General features: G+C 40.1%; 12 protein-coding genes and 1 pseudogene. All 13 read left to right on the forward strand.

Features of this window, described 5'->3' with window-relative positions; translation table 11 throughout:
- Positions 1 to 27: 27 nt before the first annotated feature.
- The 13 genes and pseudogenes from Q7674_RS08450 (at position 28) to rng (ending at position 16070) form a co-directional block, all read left to right on the forward strand.
- Positions 28 to 522: a type II secretion system protein gene (locus Q7674_RS08450; protein ID WP_045063194.1), complete on the forward strand. Its 495-nt coding sequence runs from the start codon at positions 28 to 30 to the stop codon at positions 520 to 522.
- A 106-nt stretch (positions 523 to 628) separates the two neighbouring features.
- Positions 629 to 1120 (forward strand): prepilin-type N-terminal cleavage/methylation domain-containing protein, encoded by a 492-nt coding sequence (locus Q7674_RS08455; protein ID WP_045063193.1) that lies wholly within the window; start codon positions 629 to 631, stop codon positions 1118 to 1120.
- Positions 1117 to 1746, forward strand: coding sequence for a type IV pilus modification PilV family protein (locus tag Q7674_RS08460; RefSeq protein WP_045063192.1), 630 nt, complete (start codon positions 1117 to 1119; stop codon positions 1744 to 1746). The genes Q7674_RS08455 and Q7674_RS08460 overlap by 4 nt, the downstream gene beginning before the upstream one ends.
- Complete coding sequence (locus Q7674_RS08465) at positions 1746 to 2471, forward strand: PilW family protein (RefSeq protein WP_045063191.1); 726 nt, start codon at positions 1746 to 1748, stop codon at positions 2469 to 2471. Before Q7674_RS08460 ends, Q7674_RS08465 begins: the two co-directional genes overlap by 1 nt.
- Positions 2461 to 2910 carry a hypothetical protein gene (locus tag Q7674_RS08470; RefSeq protein WP_045063190.1) on the forward strand — a complete coding sequence of 150 codons (450 nt, stop codon included), beginning with the start codon at positions 2461 to 2463 and terminating at the stop codon, positions 2908 to 2910. Before Q7674_RS08465 ends, Q7674_RS08470 begins: the two co-directional genes overlap by 11 nt.
- The gene (locus Q7674_RS08475) at positions 2907 to 7076 is read left to right on the forward strand and encodes a DUF6701 domain-containing protein (protein ID WP_305423529.1); all 4170 of its coding nucleotides are present in this window, start codon (positions 2907 to 2909) and stop codon (positions 7074 to 7076) included. The genes Q7674_RS08470 and Q7674_RS08475 overlap by 4 nt, the downstream gene beginning before the upstream one ends.
- A gap of 173 nt (positions 7077 to 7249) precedes the next feature.
- Positions 7250 to 11260, forward strand: a complete 4011-nt coding sequence (locus tag Q7674_RS08480; protein ID WP_107229608.1) for a DUF6701 domain-containing protein — start codon at positions 7250 to 7252, stop codon at positions 11258 to 11260.
- A gap of 126 nt (positions 11261 to 11386) precedes the next feature.
- Complete coding sequence (locus Q7674_RS08485) at positions 11387 to 12430, forward strand: rod shape-determining protein (protein WP_005371106.1); 1044 nt, start codon at positions 11387 to 11389, stop codon at positions 12428 to 12430.
- 40 nt (positions 12431 to 12470) lie between these two features.
- A pseudogene (mreC, locus tag Q7674_RS08490) lies at positions 12471 to 13277 on the forward strand (rod shape-determining protein MreC); the annotation flags it as partial.
- 21 nt (positions 13278 to 13298) lie between these two features.
- Positions 13299 to 13448: a hypothetical protein gene (locus tag Q7674_RS08495; protein WP_305423532.1), complete on the forward strand. Its 150-nt coding sequence runs from the start codon at positions 13299 to 13301 to the stop codon at positions 13446 to 13448.
- A complete protein-coding gene (gene mreD / locus Q7674_RS08500; RefSeq protein WP_305423534.1) occupies positions 13438 to 13926 on the forward strand; it encodes a rod shape-determining protein MreD in 489 nt (162 codons plus the stop codon). Before Q7674_RS08495 ends, mreD begins: the two co-directional genes overlap by 11 nt.
- An 89-nt stretch (positions 13927 to 14015) precedes the next feature.
- Complete coding sequence (locus tag Q7674_RS08505; protein ID WP_008987859.1) at positions 14016 to 14588, forward strand: Maf family protein; 573 nt, start codon at positions 14016 to 14018, stop codon at positions 14586 to 14588.
- A gap of 12 nt (positions 14589 to 14600) precedes the next feature.
- On the forward strand, positions 14601 to 16070 hold the full coding sequence (gene rng / locus Q7674_RS08510) for a ribonuclease G (RefSeq protein ID WP_008987860.1): 1470 nt from the start codon (positions 14601 to 14603) through the stop codon (positions 16068 to 16070).
- Positions 16071 to 16119 lie beyond the last annotated feature (49 nt).

The following is a 16119-nucleotide window of genomic DNA, read 5'->3' on the forward strand; positions in this document are numbered from 1 at the left end:
GCTAATTAGTAAATAAGGGATTGAAATATGAAAAAGCAACAAGGTTTTACTCTAATTGAGTTAGTAGTAGTAATAGTTATTCTTGGTATTTTGGCTGTAACAGCTGCGCCTAAATTTATGAACCTTCAAAATGATGCACGAAATGCTTCACTTCAAGGTTTGAAAGGTGCAATTCAAGGTGCTGCAGGTATTGTTTACGGTAAAGCGGCAATTAATGGTGTTGAAGCGTCTACTACTAGTACTCCAGTTAAGACTGATGAAGGTAATATTACAACCGTCTATGGTTATCCAACTGCAGATGCGGACGGCATTGCAAAGGCAGTAAAAGGCTTAGAGTCAGGTTCAACTGAATGGGCGCCTGTTAGTGGCGCTGCTGGTACTGGCGGTGATGAAGAAGGCGACTCAATTAGTTACACATTATTGAACCAAGTTGGTAAGGCGACAGCAGATAAATGCTCTGTAACTTATACTGCAGCAACGTCAGCTGCTGCTGCAACCGTTGTTGTTCATGACTGTGAATAATTAGCAATTAGCTAAAACAAAAGGCGCAGTCATTCGGCTGCGCCTTTTTTGTATAAATCTGATAAATTACATAATAAGCACAAATGATTAACGTTTAGGTGATAATGTGAAGCAGCAACAAGGTTTTACCCTCGTCGAATTAATTATGGTGATCGTGATTATTGGCATTATCAGTGCCACGGCGGCTGCTCGTTTCTCTGGACGTAGTGAGTTTGATGCACAGCTAACACGTGATCAGGCGATTTCGGTTATTCGCCAAATTCAAATATCTGCAATGCAAGGGCATGGCGAGCAATTACAGGTGACGAATAGTTGTTTAGGGGTGTGTAAGTCTACTGTAACAGAAAGTGATGATAGCTTGCGTGAAGCTCAAACCAATACCACCTTTGCGCTAACTAAAGCTGAGCCGCCAACATCTATTTTATATTTTAACCTGCTGGGACAGCCGACAAGTGGGTCTGCGACAAACGCAGCGTTAGTGTGTACTAACGGTTGTACCATTACGATAACAGCAAAGAATAAACAAACCGCTAGTATTTGTATAAATAGCCAAGGCTATGTGTATAAAAAGAAAGATGATGAGGTATGTGGTAAGTGAATACTCACATAAAACAACGAGGTTTTACCTTAATTGAAGGGATCATTACCATTGTTTTACTCGCAATAGCGATGATTACCTTGGTAAGTTTTCTTTTTCCTCAAGTTGAGCGCTCTGCGGTACCTCATTATCAAGCGCGTTCGGCAGCGATTGCGGATGCTATTTTCAATGAAATCTTGTCACGTCAGTTTGATGAACATTCAGATCCTAATGGTGATACGGTTTATCGTTGCAATGAGACAACAAGTAAAGGTGTAGACAACAAGTGCACGTTAGAAACTAGATTTGGCCCTGATAATTCACTTGAAGCAAGTAATAGTGCGTTAGCAAATGATGTGGATGATTTCATCGGCTGTTGGGGGGATACTAAGCAGTGTCCTGATAACTATATTTATAGTGAAAGTGCTTATGTAAAACCCTCTTTGACTTCTCGCCGTGGTGATCTTATTGATTTGATGCCAAGTCAGAAAAGTGATTCTGCGATAAATAACGCCGACTACACGCATATTTATGCCACGGTGGATGTGAATTACGGGCCTTCTCAAACACTTAAAAAGATCACTGTTAAGGTTGATGCTGGACGTTATGGTTCCTACGACTATATGGCTTATCGAGGGAATTACTAATGACTAAACCTCGTGGTTTTACCCTGTTTGAAATGGTGATAGCGACTGTTGTGTTGTCGATCATTATGATTGGGATCGGTAGCTATATTGCGATTGGTGTAAAAGGTTATATCAATACTGTTGATCGTGAACGTTTACAGTCACAAGCCCGTTTTCTCGTCGCGAGGATGACCAAAGAAATTCGCCATGCAGCACCTAATAGTTTGAGTGCCAGTGGCGGCTGCTTAAGCTTCTATCCTATTATCGCCCCTGCTGTGTATTACTCGAATTTACTTAATAACAGCTCAAGCATTGCGATATCGCCATTTAATTATTCAACGACTTGGGAAAACAAAAACAACTTGGTGGCTGTTGGTTTTGCATCTTTCGAGCAGTATCAAAACAACACGATCAAAGTGAATGGGATCACCAAGCCAGCCAATGCTAATGATCCATATCTATTAAGCTTAAGTTCGCCAATTAAAACGGCTTCTCCGGGTAAACGCTTATATTTGTATAAAGATAAGATCAGTTACTGCCAAAGTGGTAAGACTATTGTGCGAAAGGTCAATGATGAACTTAAGGGCGTATTAATGGCAGATAATATTGATACCTTTACGCTAGAAGTACAATCAGCAGGATTAAATAGTGGTGCTATCGCACTTTTCTCAATTCAGTACTTAGATCAACGAACCCAAGAAAAGTCGGATTATAACCATAGTGTGCAGGTGATGAATGTCTTATAGCAGTTATAACAAGCAGCGTGGTAGTGGCTTAATGATCGTTCTGTTCGTCATTGTAGTGATGGGATTGATGGCAATGGTGATGACTAAAATTGGCACATCCAGCCAAACCATGACTACGAAAGAAGTTCTCGGTACTCGCGCATGGTTTACTGCTCATTCCGCTAATGAAGTGGTATTAACCAAGCTTTTCCCACTAGGTAAACCATTAGAAAGTGACGCTACTGCTTGTAAAACTTATTCAGCAGAAGATATAGCAAACACAATGCCTCGGTTTCAAACGGGATGCAAAGTCGAAAAAATACAGTGCACGATGAAACAGATACAGATTGCAGGAAAGTCTCCAATTACTGAATATCGTTTAGAAAGTACAGCTACCTGCGGTAGTAATGACGTAGCAATGACGCGTACCCAAGAAGTATGGGCGAAAGGGTTAGAATGAGTAAGATTTTTGTTTCTTTTTTCACATTGATGATGTTAATGGGAACCGCCTATGCGAGCGATGATGGTCCTGTTTTCGATTTTGGTCAAAGTGATATCTCGCAACCTAATGGCTGTATTAATAATGAGTGTGAAATTGTTTTAAATAAAGAATTTACCACTAAACCTTTAATATTTCTCATGCCGACCATTACAGATAATGGTCGTGATGCTCCATCGTCATTAAAAATTACTCGTATCTATAAAAAAGGCAATACATACGCATTTGGCGTACGTCAGGTTTACCCAACAGTATCGAGTTCAATTCGTTTAGAAAATGAGGATAGCTTATGGGGAGCATGGTCTTCTTGGAAAACGAAATGGCATCACTTTAAAGATAAAACTTATACCTTATACCGTATTCCAATGCGCAAAATTACTTATTTTGCAATGGAGAAAGGCACTATTGCATTAGGTAATAATGGCCGTATTACTGCAGCAGAACTAAAAGTAAATAAACAACTGGATGCTAAAGACCCTAAATTTCAAACGAATAAGGGTGATATTGATTACGGCAAACTCGATCCTTTGATAAATAAAGGTAAAGTAACACGAGTTACTATTCCTAGTGGGTTTAAGAGCAAGAAACCTGGTGGTATTGCAGAAATTCAGCCGAGAAATAAACCGTCAGTTATTTCTTCTACAGGTACAGAATCTGAGTGGATAACGCCATTTATTATTCGAGGAAGTATCAATCAAGGCGCAAACAATGATGGATATTTTTATGTAGGGGTTGATAGCTCTGAAACCAAATATGTGCTCAATCATGATGTGACGATTGGCTATTTATTAGTTGAGGGTAGTGGCTTATACAAAGGGCTACAGTTTGCTTTAGGCCCTGCAGAAACACCGAATACATTAGATGGTGATTATAAAGGTATTGATAAAATCACTAAGCCGATTAAGGAGCAATGTGCTGGCTTTACAGATTTAAAAGGTAGTGATTTTGATTTTTCTGCACAATCTGAGAACCCTATCTTAGTGATCGCATCTAAAAACTCTCGCTTAGGCCCTAACGGGGGCTGGATCCGTTTATGTAAAAATCAGAAAAAGCCGGGGAAAGATGTTCTTGAGGTGAGTTTTGTTAACGATGAAGACTTAAATGAACATAAGAATCCAGAGCGTCAACATGCTAATGAAATCGTGGGCTTTATGGCCTTCCAACGTCGAGCATCAGAAGAAGTCTGTAATGTATTCCCAGGACCTGCACAGACATGGCAAAGCTCTACTGGTGCATTAAATGCTAGTCATAACATATTAATTAAAGGTTCAGCGTTAAAAGAAGGCAAACGCTATATTGGTTTCAATACAATTAACTCGACGGCGGGTGAAAATAATTATTGTAATGGTGAAAAGTGTTATACAGCCCAGTCGTATCCAAGCTTATTTGCCAAGAAGCAAGTACTAGATACATGGCCTGCTGTTGATGATGGAATATTAGAGTCACAACGTGATTTTGGGAACAGAACAGTTTTTTGGTTTGATAGTATCTATCTAAGTAATAAAGAAATTACGTTTCCAACGGGCTCAACTGTCCATGTTAAAAATATGAGTTTGACTGGCTCAACAATAAAACCTCTATCAGGGGTTGCTGATGACTTATTTATTGTTGTTCATACTCCGGAAGACTCTGCTCCCGTTAGAGATTTCGTTGATCTAAACAAAGGCAGTCAGATCACAAGCTTAATTTACTCAGAGAAACGAATTACGATGAGTGATGGCTTGAATAATCAGATCACTCGTATTACCGGTGCGGTAACAGCGCCTGATATCACTATGACAGGTGATGTGAATAACTTAGAAACTGAGATTATCGGTAGTAGTGCCTGTTTTGATCCTGAGCCTGAACCTGAATTTGAACTTACAATCACACCAACAGAAGTCACCAAGACGTTATGTCATGCCCAGCAAGTTGATTTTAATGTGACATCAGAGGATGGTACTAAAGAATTTGACGGTGATATTACGGTTAATATTACCTCGTCAACAGGCGGCATTTGGGCTGATAATTCAGCGCTAACATCATCTCATAAGTTTACTGCGGGGACTCATACATTTACGTTGCCAGCAAAAAAACAACATGCAGTTATTTGGGTGTTACCAAATGGTGCTGAGACGTTGAAAATAACGGCAAGTATTGAGTTTATGGCAGGTGATGCACCAGAAGGTAATTACACCTTTATCCCTGGTGGTTTCTCTGTAGATCTTAATGATGGTCACAATATTGTGGCAGGTAAAAATTTCCCTGCAAAAATTACCGCTATGACTTGCACAACGGGCACGAATATCAAGCCGATTGAAAATTATAGTGGTACAAAACTATTAGACTTTTCAACGCAATATCAAGCTCCGAAAAAGGCAGCCGATCCTAATAATCCTATCACAGTAGAAATAGTGAAAGGGATACATATAGATCCATCAACAGGTGCTTCTAAACAGGCAAAAGTAGAATTTAATAAAGGAATATCTGAGCCACTGACTTTACGATACCGCGATGCTGGCGTGATTGTATGGCATGTCTCTGATCCAAATTGTACTGGCAGTAATTGCTTCTTAACGTCAAACAAAACCAAAGAGGCAAAAGCGTTGCGTAAGCAGCTTCCTAATGGATTAACCGGATCGATTGCTATTAATGCAAGACCGTGGATGTTTGCAATTTGCCCATTAACCTTTAATGGCAGAAATGAATTTCGACTAGCAAATGGTACCGCATATTACAAAGATAAGGGGGAAGGTTATACCTTTGCTGGTAACAACTTTGATTTGTTATTAAAGCCATTAGTTTGGCAAACAGGTACAAACGAGTCGGGCGTTATTGATGTGTCTAACCAAGATTATTGTGGTTATTCGGTAACAGAAAACTTTTTAGCTTCTGATGCGCCAGGAATGGGCAGTGGCATAACGTTGTCTGCAAGCTTGCATACTCCAAATAAAGGCGTGATGGGAGCATATAAAGCTGGCTCACAAACTGTTGATACAAGACTTAAAGGGATCTTAGTTAAAGGTAATTCATGGTCAGAAGTAGGCAGTATCTGGCTAACAGTTGGAATGGAAAATTACATAGAGAGAGGTAACAATGTTGATAAGAGTAAGCGTCATATAGGTCGTTTTTATCCTGAGTATTTTGCTTTCTCTCAGAATGATGTAAAACCTGCTATCAGTAAATTTACCTATATGGATCAGCCTTTTGAAGCGAGCTTCGTGATTAATGCATTTAATAGTGCTAATAATCCGGTGAAAAACTATCTTTTGTTCAGCCCTGAGTATCAGAGTCAATTTGAATTTAAAACGGGCAATAACGAAGGCAGTTATTTATCTATTGCTGATCGATTAAAGCAAAGTCATGGTAATAATCGCTTATCGACACCAACGATTGATTCTTGGAGTAAAGGTAACGAAGGCTACGCGGAAGTTAGGTATTCATCGTCAAATCTTGTTGTTCCACGACACTATGTAAACACCACGACCACTAAGGAAGATGGACCGTTTCGTAAGTGGGAGCTACGTGTACATCAAAAAACGCGACCAGATAAAGTGACTTGGTCTGGCGAAAAAGTCAATGATGATGGGGCTAAGGTTGGTGAGAACGATCTACGATACGGACGTATGGTATTAGAGAGTGTTGGCGGTGATATGAGTAAACCGTTGGCTGTGCCGTTACGAGTCGAATATTGGGATGGCAGTGAGTTTGTTGAAAGCAGTAAGGACTCAATCTCGCGGTTTGATGGTGCTAATTACTGTCGTCAGGTTGTTAGCATTACTCCTAGTGATGCTAAAAGCTCAGCAAAAACATCAGGTAGCGACAATATCGTTGCTGGTGAAGCGCTCTCAGGCAGTTTTATGGCTGAGCCAAGTAACGTGAAAGGTTACGGTGTGGACAGTGGCATTCCTGTTTACAAACAACAGGTACGACTATGGCAACGACTTGAAACATCCAAACCTAAGCAACAAGGTAAGAATAAGGTTGAATGTTTTGGTACTAATGTTAATCAACCTTGGCTGCGTTATAACTGGCGACAATTAGGGGATGAAGATCCTTCAGCTGTTATTACCTTCGGTGTTTTCCGTGGTAATGATCGCATATTGTACAGAGAGGAGCCTGGAATCCCTTCTGTAGATTACCAATAAATCACATTTATTATTCAAAAAGCCGAGAGCGTGAGCTCTCGGCTTTTTTTATGGGTAATTATTAGATCTAACAGTAGATGTTTGCTTTGTTAATAATTAAAATATTAATATGAAACCTGTTAGATATCTACAGGGCATTTAGGTACTCTGAGTTATTGCTTAAAGGGATTTTTATGAAGGCGTGCTTTCAAACTTTATTATTATTTTTGTTTTCTACGCTGATTGCTTTTCAGGTTAATGCTGGCGAATATGAATTTGGTTCATTCGATACTAGTGCATGTTCTTCTTTAGTAGTTGAAGAATCAGAAGATAGTTATGATGACGAACCTGGTTGTAAAATTACATTTAAAAAATCATTTTCAACGAGACCTCTTGTCTTTTTGATGCCCACTATACCGAGTATTAATACTGATGATGATGCACCACAGACATTGTCATTATTAAACGTTACTAAATCATCTTTTTCTGTAGCTCAGGTTGTTGCTCCTCTAGCAAAACAATATTCGAACTTACGGGAAAATAAAATGCCAACTATTTCTTATTTAGCTATCGAAGCAGGAATAACTGAATTTGACGATGGTCATAAAGTCTTTGCTAAGGTTATTTCAACAAAGCGATTTGTATCTGCGGGTAAGCAGTCAGATCCTGCCTATCAAACTATTAATTTACCTGAGTTTATAAATCAATCACCTATAATATTGTCTGAAGTTCAGACTAGAAAAAATGAACGTTGGTTAACAACTGCTATAAATAATATCAGTTCATCTGAATTTGATTTAAGTCTTGAATTGACTCGAGTTAATAGAACAAAGAGTTTTTTGGATGATAATGAAAGAGTGGCATACCTTGTTAGCTTACCAAATGTTGGAGAAACGCAGGGATATGACTATGAGTTTACTCTTGCGGAAGTCATTGCTAATAGTAGAAAAACTAAACCATTACAATATACATGTGATTCGGATATAATATTTAGCAACCAAAACTACGCTATTTTACCGAATGTTATCGCAGGTAAATTGACTCGAAATGGTGGTCAAGGCGGTTGGTTACGTCGCTGTGCACTTAAAAATAACAGTGTAAGTTTTGTTATTGATGAAGATATTCCTGAGAGTACAAATATTTCTAGCAGAAGACATACTAATGAAAAAGTAGGTTTCTTGGCTTTTGCTAAAAAGCCGAGCTTGCAACCTGTAACTGGTGATGAATGTAAGTATTTTTTAGGTCCAGCCCAAACATGGGAAGGCAGACATCTTCCTTTATTACAGATAGGGCAAAGTAGCAGATTAATAAATACTTATGAAAGTGAAAATAAACGATATGTTGGTTTTAACCAAGAACATATTTTTAATAACCTTGAAAAAGGTTGTGATGATGATAAATGTAATGCGAGTGAAAGTTTAATTGTAAATCTTGAGAATAAACCTCAATTGCCTCAATTTGAAGAAAATAAAAGTAGTAATACATTTGATGCAGGGAAACAAATTGAACCTGAGATCTCATACAGTCAATATAAAAGCCTATCTGTTAGAGGTGGTTCTATAACTTTAGATAAGGATATGAAGATTGAAACTTTATCTTTAGATTCTAATAGTAAACTAACCTTAAAAACAGGTACATATTGGATTGATAGTTTTATCGTAAATGGTTCTCGAATTGTTATTCCAGAAAATAATAAAGTAGTTATATATACCAGAGGTTACTCTTTTAACCATACGTCAGGAACTAATGGCGCTTTAATTAATATTGATGGTAGTTCAGATAACTTGGTAATTTACGCCTATAATGAGCCACCAACTTCATCTTTGTTATTTAAAACATATAATGCAATTTCGAATGCATCTATTATAAAAGCGTTAATATATTCAGAGAAAAAAACTTACTTAAGTAACGATGCAATAGTATATGGTTCGGTAACGATTAATCAGATAGAACTAATTAATAAATCAAAAATTATTGGTGAAAGTGAATGTTTTAATCCTAAACCGGATAATTTCATTTTAGAAATCGAACCTGAAACAGCGTTTTCATTAACTTGTGATTATTTCCCTGTGACGTTCCGTGTCAAAAAAGAAGATGGAACACTGGCTGATACTTATTCTGGCAGCGTGTCTGTAACAACCAATATTACAGAGTCAGGAAAAGCCTCATGGTTTCCAATCGATAGTGACACGCCATATAAAGATATCTCGGAAGAGACTAGCGTTAATATTGTTAACGGTATTGGTCAGCTGCGATTAAAAAGCCATGATTACATCGGCAATATTGCGGTGACTGGGCAATTAGATAATTCACCATCAACCAATATCGTGAAAGGTAATTATACCTTTGTGCCGTTTAAATTTGGTTTTGAACTTAGTCTTGTGAAAGTGATTGCGGGTAAACCTACAGCGGTAAAAATAAAAGCATTAGCTTGTGAGAATGATGAAGCGACGGTTGCAACAGGTTATAGTGGAAATAAGCTATTAAGTATCTCGAGCGCATTTTTACAGCCGTCAACGAAGGGTAATGGTGACCTAGAGCTAAAAGCCCTCAGCAGTGATTGGCAAAATCAACAAGAAACGTTTTCTTTCCTAAATGGAGTCGCTGAATTCTCATTACGATATCCCGATGCAGGCATTGTTGATTTAAAACTTGCTGATCCTAAATGCTCAATATCTAACGGTTGCGATATTTTACCATCAGATACTCTACCGAAAAGTTTTGCTGATTGGACACAATTAGAAGGCTCTGTTGAAGTGCATGCTCGCCCGTGGACATTTGCCGTATGCCCAAAAAATAAAGATGGTGATTATGTTAAGGCTGATGGTACATCATCGTCAGGTGAAGGCTTTGTTGCTGCAGGTGATAAATTTGATGTGGACGTAAGACCGATTGTCTGGCGCAGTGCGGGATCTGAAACAGCAGATATTAATAGCCTGTATTCTAACAGCATTGATTTGTGTGAAAGCGTAATAACACCTAACTTTTTTAAAGCAGGTGCTCCAGCAGCACGTGTTGAATTATCTATTCCATCGGATCATTCAATAACACCAGTGAATGGTAAGCCTGGTGAATTGCAAGGCATTACAGTAAAAGAACACACTGAAACTTTAACCTATGCCGATTTATCTTGGAGTGAAGTGGGTAGTGTTCGCTTACAAGCTGATGCTAAAGCACCATATTTAACCATGACGATTAACCAAGGCTATCGCCATCTTGGACGTTTTTATCCTAAATTTTTAGAGCTCCAGCCTAATAGTTTTAACTACCCTGACGGGCATAATGAGTTTGCTTATCTCAGTCAGCCATTTAATGCTGACCTGATGATCAAAGCAAAAAATGCATTGGGTGAGCAGGTCGAGAACTACAATGGTTTTGTTTCGGATTTCCAAGCAGAAGTGTCATTGATGGCTTATGAATATCCATCATTAAATAGCTTAAATGATCGTTTCTCGTATCATCATATTACTCGTTCAACAGAGCAAAGCTTTAAAGGCCGTTGGAATAGCGACATTGAACAAGTATGGCTATTAGAACGAAAATCAGTGACTAAAACACCGTTAACTACAGTGGAAGATGGACCTTGGAATGACTCGAATAGTCGCTGGGGCGGGTATATTTCCTCGCATCATGATCCTATTTTTATCCGCAATACCGCTAAAGATGTAACAGATGATGTTGATAGCAAGCAGGTTGCCCATTTTGAGACAACACCTAATTTACATTATGGGCGCATGGTACTAAGTGACGCGATTAGCATGTTTGATAAACCTGTCACTATTCCACTTAAAATTGAACATTGGAATGGAACTGAGTTTGTCACACATGGTGATGATAGTGGCTCTAAATATAATAGTAACTATTTCTGTAAGGTGGCATTACATCCGACAGGTGCTGAGAATGAATCGATATTAACCGCGAATAAGATAGATAACGTGACATTAGGTAAAAGCGATAAAATTGAAGCGCATCCTAATCTTTCTAAACCGGATGATTATAAAAAACAACAAACCCGTTTTTGGTTACGAATCGCTAATGATGCTCCGGTTGATATAGGTTGTAGCCAAGACAATAAAGAATACCAGCCTTGGCTCACTTACAATTGGCGTGAATTAGGGGATGAAGATCCATCTGCCGTGGTGACTTTTGGGGTGTATCGAGGCAATGATCGTATCGTTTATCGAGGTGAAAAAGGGCTAAATTAAGCCTTAGTGCAAATAAATTGCAAATCTGTGGCAGGTTTGACAATCCTTGCCTTGTTTCAGTGTCTAGCGCTTGGTACATTTAGTCCAATTTAACGAATTTTGAGCTTTCAGGATTAGCCGAAGACTATGTTTAAAAAACTTCGTGGCATGTTTTCTAATGACCTGTCTATTGACTTGGGTACTGCCAACACCCTTATTTATGTCAAAGGACAGGGCATCGTTCTAGATGAACCATCTGTAGTTGCAATCCGTCAAGATCGTGCAGGCGCAACAAAAAGTGTTGCTGCGGTAGGTCATGACGCTAAATTAATGCTTGGTCGTACTCCGGGTAATATCGCTGCTATCCGTCCAATGAAAGACGGTGTAATTGCTGACTTCTATGTAACTGAAAAAATGTTACAGCATTTCATTAAGCAAGTGCATGACAATAGTATCCTTCGCCCAAGCCCACGCGTGCTTGTTGCTGTTCCTTGTGGTTCAACGCAAGTAGAGCGTCGTGCAATTCGTGAATCAGCACAAGGCGCTGGCGCACGTGAAGTATATTTAATCGATGAGCCAATGGCGGCTGCTATCGGTGCTGGTATGCCAGTATCTGAAGCAACAGGTTCTATGGTGATCGATATCGGTGGTGGTACAACAGAAGTTGCTGTGATCTCGCTAAATGGCGTAGTTTACTCATCATCAGTACGTATCGGTGGTGACCGTTTTGACGAAGCAGTTATTAACTACGTTCGTCGTAACTACGGTAGCTTAATTGGTGAAGCCACAGCTGAGCGTATTAAGCATGAAATCGGTTCGGCTTACCCTGGCGATGAAGTTCGTGAAATTGAAGTGCGTGGTCGCAACCTTGCTGAAGGTGTACCTCGTAGCTTTACGTTAAATTCAAATGAAATCCTAGAAGCATTACAAGAGCCATTAACAGGTATTGTATCTGCAGTTATGGTTGCACTAGAGCAGTGTCCACCAGAACTAGCTTCTGATATTTCTGAGCGTGGTATGGTACTGACTGGTGGTGGTGCATTACTACGTGATCTAGACCGTCTACTAACAGAAGAAACAGGTATTCCTGTGGTTGTTGCTGAAGATCCACTAACATGTGTGGCTCGTGGTGGCGGTAAAGCGTTAGAAATGATTGATATGCATGGTGGCGATCTCTTCAGCGAAGAATAATGCCTGCGTTAGTGTTCTATAAAACAGGTCATAGTGTTAGATGAAACCTATCTTTGGCAGAGGCCCATCTCTGCAATTACGCCTGTTTCTTGCCATATTATTATCGGCTAGCTTAATGCTAGCCGATAATCGTCTTAGTGCTTTTGCCGATGTTCGTTACTTTTTGAACTCAGCAATCGCTCCGCTTCAATATGCTGCTAATTTACCTCGTGAATTATTGGATGGCCTGAATGGGCAAATGAGTTCACATAAGCAATTATTAGCTGAAAACAAAGCGTTGAAGCGTGATTTGCTAATGATGAAAAGTAATGTGCTATTGCTTGATCAACTACAGCAAGAAAACCAGCGTTTAAGAAATTTATTAGGTTCACCGTTTGTTCGTGGTGAACGTAAGATGATCGCAGAGGTTATGGCGGTTGATTCTGATTCTTATAGTTATCAGGTGATGATTGATAAAGGACGCGTCGATGGGGTTTATGAAGGCCAGCCTGTTATCAACGATAAAGGTATTGTTGGTCAGGTTTCCTATGTTGGTGCCCATAATAGCCGCGTATTATTATTGATCGACCCAAATAATGCGATCCCTGTACAAGTGGTACGTAATGACATTCGTGTTATTGCAACCGGTATAGGTAAAAGTGATGAAATTCAGCTAGAGCACGTGCCTAGTAGTACCGATATTCGTGTTGGTGATTTATTGGTAAGTTCTGGCTTAGGTGGTCGTTATCCAGAAGGATATCCGGTTGCTCGCGTTACTGAATTTTCGTTTGATAATAAGCGTCCATTTGCTCAGATCATGGCAAAACCAACGGTGCAATTTGACCGTCTACGTTACTTATTATTAGTGTGACTAACGCCTCGTGAGAGCATGTCAGAGACACCAGCGGCTGAAACTTCTGCGGTATCTGGTGCAGTATCAACGCTTGGATCAACTGCAGAAGCAAAGCCAGCAACATCAGAAAACACGGTGTCTGCTGAGCAGAAAAAGCCAACCAATGAGGTGACGCATGTCAACTAGCCAAGCACATGGCCGAATTTGGATTTGGCTGTCTTTTATCTTTGCTCTGGTATTGCAAGCTGCGCCATGGCCGGGAGAGTTAGAGCCGTTTCGCCCTTCGTGGGTATTGCTGATCACCTGTTATTGGGTGTTAGCGCTGCCTCACCGTGTGAACGTTGGTACGGCACTGATCATTGGTCTACTGTGGGATCTGATTTTAGGATCAACACTGGGTGTTCGTGGTTTAATGATGTCGGTAATCGCGTACATCGTTGCCCTTAACTTTAGGGTGTTACGAAACCTATCATTAGGCCAACAGGCGATTGTTTTTGCCTTGCTTTCATTAGTCGGTAAGTTAATTGAGTTTTGGGCAGAATATTTGGTCTCGAGTGTGAGCTTTGAACCACAACAACTTTGGGCGGTATTATTAAACTTTATCTTATGGCCGTGGTTGTTCTTATTGCTTCGACGAATACGTCGCAAGCTCTCAATTCGTTAGAAATATGAAATAAGGGGAAGCCAATTTGGTATTCCCCTTATTTATAATTAAATGTATTTAAAGTATAAAGATTAGATTCGAGGTGTAACATGTCTGCAATTCAATTATATCTTGCTTCAGGTTCGCCTCGTCGAATGGAGTTATTAACTCAATTGGGTTACCACTTTGAACGTGTTGTTGTGGATGTGGAAGAGTGTCACCAACAAGGTGAAAGCCCTGAGCAATATGTTCAACGTTTATCCCGTGATAAAGCATTAGCGGGCGTAAAAGCCGCGGTGCAAGACTTACCGATTTTAGGATCTGACACAATTGTGGTGGCAGATCAGCAAATATTGGAAAAACCAGTCGATTTTCAAGATGCAGAGCGTATGCTGAAACTGTTGTCTGGTCGTCAGCATCAAGTTATGACAGCAGTAACCGTTGCAACGAAAACACGTGTAGAAACCAAGTTAGTCATCACACAAGTGTGGTTCAAGACTTTGTCAGATAACGAGATCAAAAAATATTGGCAGAGTGGTGAGCCGCAAGATAAAGCGGGAAGTTATGGCATTCAGGGCTTGGGTGGCAAATTCGTTGAACGTATTGATGGCAGTTTTTATGCAGTGATGGGGTTACCGTTAGTAGAAACCGACATCCTGCTGCAAGATTTTTTAAAGTTATAAGTAGAGGCAACCATGAGCACTGAGCTGCTGATCAATGTGACGCCAAGTGAAACACGCGTCGCAATGATTGAACATGGCGTACTGCAAGAGATCCACATTGAACGTGAATCTAAACGCGGTATCGTCGGAAATATTTACAAAGGGCGTGTAAGCCGTGTACTTCCTGGTATGCAGGCGGCTTTTGTCGATATTGGATTAGATAAAGCGGCATTTTTACATGCTTCAGATATCGTTCCTCATACTGAGTGTGTGGCTGAAAATGAGAAAAAACAGTTTCAGGTTCGCGATATCTCTGAGTTAGTGCGCCAAGGGCAAGATATTGTTGTACAGGTAGTCAAAGATCCACTGGGTACCAAAGGGGCACGTTTAACCACAGACATTACTTTGCCATCACGTTATTTAGTTTTCATGCCAGGAGCGAGCCATGTTGGTGTTTCTCAGCGTATTGAAAGTGAAAAAGAACGTGACCGCTTGAAAAAAGCCGTAATGCAACATTGCGACGATTTAGGCGGCTTTATTATTCGTACCGCAGCTGAAGGGGCGAATACCGATGAAGTGGCGCAAGATGCGGCATTTTTGAAGCACTTATGGCGTAAAGTATTAGAGCGCCGTGCGAAATATAAACCTCGTTCAATGCTATACGGTGAACTAGGTTTAGCGCAGCGTATTTTACGTGATTTTGTCGGCACCGAAATTGATAACATCAAAGTGGATTCGCGCTTATCGTTTGAAAAGCTGAAAGAATTTACTGATGAATTTGTACCAGAAGTTACCGAAAATATTGAATATTATTCAGGTCAGCAGCCGATTTTTGATCTGTATGATACCGAGGCTGAGATCCAGCGCTCACTGGATCGTAAAGTCGAGATGAAATCCGGTGGCTATTTGATCATTGATCAAACTGAAGCCATGACCACCATTGATATCAATACTGGTGCTTTTGTCGGTCGTCGTAATTTAGATGAAACCATCTTTAATACCAATATTGAAGCGACCAAAGCCATTGCTCGTCAATTACGTCTTCGTAATTTAGGTGGCATTATTATTATCGATTTTATTGATATGGTGTCAGATGAGCATCAACGGCGTGTGCTGCAAGCGCTTGAGCAAGCCCTGTCGTATGATCGTGTAAAAACCAATATTAATGGTTTTACGCAATTAGGCTTGGTTGAGATGACCCGTAAGCGTACCCGTGAGAGTATTGAGCATGTGTTATGTGGCACTTGCCCTTCTTGTGATGGACGTGGCACGGTGAAAACGGTCGAAAGCGTCTGTTACGAGATCCTACGCGAAATTACCCGAGTTAATCGTGCTTACGATGCCGATCGATTCATTGTTTATGTGTCGTCTGCTGTGGGTGAGGCATTAACAGGTGATGAGTCCCATGCGTTGGCTGAGCTAGAAGTGTTCATTGGTAAACAAGTGAAGATCAAGCCAGAGCCACTTTACAATCAAGAGCAGTTTGATGTGGTAATGATGTAATGGGTGCAGTGGGGAACAGTAAGTGAATCGCATACTCGTAAAAGTTTTA

Source organism: Photobacterium leiognathi (genome assembly GCF_030685535.1).
GTDB lineage: Bacteria > Pseudomonadota > Gammaproteobacteria > Enterobacterales > Vibrionaceae > Photobacterium > Photobacterium leiognathi.

Coding starts and splice junctions, on each gene's coding strand:
- Q7674_RS08505 (WP_008987859.1), top strand. CDS start 14,016: ATGTCTGCAATTCAATTATATCTTGCTTCAGGTTCGCCTCGTCGAATG.
- Q7674_RS08465 (WP_045063191.1), top strand. CDS start 1,746: ATGACTAAACCTCGTGGTTTTACCCTGTTTGAAATGGTGATAGCGACT.
- rng (WP_008987860.1), top strand. CDS start 14,601: ATGAGCACTGAGCTGCTGATCAATGTGACGCCAAGTGAAACACGCGTC.
- Q7674_RS08475 (WP_305423529.1), top strand. CDS start 2,907: ATGAGTAAGATTTTTGTTTCTTTTTTCACATTGATGATGTTAATGGGA.
- Q7674_RS08470 (WP_045063190.1), top strand. CDS start 2,461: ATGTCTTATAGCAGTTATAACAAGCAGCGTGGTAGTGGCTTAATGATC.
- mreD (WP_305423534.1), top strand. CDS start 13,438: ATGTCAACTAGCCAAGCACATGGCCGAATTTGGATTTGGCTGTCTTTT.
- Q7674_RS08480 (WP_107229608.1), top strand. CDS start 7,250: ATGAAGGCGTGCTTTCAAACTTTATTATTATTTTTGTTTTCTACGCTG.
- Q7674_RS08495 (WP_305423532.1), top strand. CDS start 13,299: ATGTCAGAGACACCAGCGGCTGAAACTTCTGCGGTATCTGGTGCAGTA.
- Q7674_RS08485 (WP_005371106.1), top strand. CDS start 11,387: ATGTTTAAAAAACTTCGTGGCATGTTTTCTAATGACCTGTCTATTGAC.
- Q7674_RS08450 (WP_045063194.1), top strand. CDS start 28: ATGAAAAAGCAACAAGGTTTTACTCTAATTGAGTTAGTAGTAGTAATA.